The sequence below is a fragment of the Winogradskyella damuponensis genome (assembly GCF_039538385.1).
Classification (GTDB): domain Bacteria; phylum Bacteroidota; class Bacteroidia; order Flavobacteriales; family Flavobacteriaceae; genus Winogradskyella; species Winogradskyella damuponensis.
The window spans coordinates 1-1221 of sequence record NZ_BAABCB010000041.1 but is presented as its reverse complement, the minus strand read 5'-3'; the positions used below and the strand labels follow the sequence as shown (position 1 = coordinate 1221).

At 31.9% G+C, this 1221-nt stretch carries 1 protein-coding gene; it reads right to left on the bottom strand.

Annotated elements, in window-relative coordinates; genetic code table 11:
• Positions 1-36 precede the first annotated feature (36 nt).
• On the bottom strand, positions 37-1008 hold the full coding sequence (locus ABD730_RS17125; protein ID WP_344716116.1) for an IS110 family RNA-guided transposase: 972 nt from the start codon (positions 1006-1008) through the stop codon (positions 37-39).
• Positions 1009-1221 lie beyond the last annotated feature (213 nt).

Genomic DNA, 1221 nt, shown 5'->3' with positions numbered 1-1221 from the left:
AACAAAGTACTGTGGTAAAAAACAAGTAAAAATGTATTAATTTTTCACTAAAGTACTTTTATAATTTCCATCATATATTAATCCTGATTTAGCTAGTGCAAAGGCCTGTTTTAGTAGTTTATTACACACTGCAATTAATGCTAATTTTTTACTCTTTCCTTTCGCTACTATTCGCTCATAAAGATCTCGGCAAGCTTTGTTGTATTTACACGCATTAAAACTGCACATAAATAATAAATTCCGAAGCTTTTGATTCCCCATTTTACTTATTCGTGGCCTCCCTTTTACACTACTTCCACTTTGTCTAATTACTGGTGTTAATCCAGCATAACTACATAATTCACTTGCACTTGTAAAACGATCAAAACCACCTGTTAATACCACTAACATTATGGCTGTTTTAGAACCGATACCAGGAATAGTTTTTAAACGGGTAAACAAATCTTGATGCGATTGTTTTACTAAAATTAACAGCTTATCCTCTAAAGTTTTTATCTCTTTGATTAATTGTCTTAAACTACGTTTTAAAGACGTAACAACAAGCTTACTTGGATTACCCAAAACTGCTTCACCATGTAGTTTGTTTTTTAGCATAGTGCTTTGTTTTGTATACACAGAAAGAGTTCTAACGATTTGAAGACATTCTATTTCTTCCTTAGAATTTCCTTGCCATAGCTTTAATTCTACTTGCTCAGCGTAAGCACAAATAAGTTTTGAATCGCTCTTATCTGTCTTAACTTTTGATAAACCCATCTGTATAAAACGTTTCACTGACAATGGGTTTTCTACAGATACTTTAATACCAGATTCTAGCAAATGATACGCTAACTGATAATGATAATAGCCTGTAGCTTCCATAACGCAATGGCTCTTATTATTTAAAAGTTTCGTGAACTTTTTAAAGCCAAGTTCATTATTTTTAAACTGATAGTAATTACCATCAGAGTCCATGACATCAAACACCAAATGGCTAATGTCAATTCCAAAATATTTAATATCTTTATTCATAAGAAAATGTTTTTTTGAAAGGACAATCTACGCGAGTTTCAACGACTTAAAATCGAGGTCTTAAAGCCTCATAGAACTGTACGAAATCTGTGTAGAAAAGAGAGGGGATTTTCAATGTTGACGAAGTCTAAAGCTTCTGCGTGTATATTAACCTTACTCCTCTCTTTTGTCTTTTCTGATTTATCCTTAAATTTAATGAATTGTAAACTTAAG

What these genes read in the sequence shown, in the direction of transcription:
- ABD730_RS17125 (WP_344716116.1), bottom strand. Translation starts at nt 1,008, where the DNA reads ATGAATAAAGATATTAAATATTTTGGAATTGACATTAGCCATTTGGTG.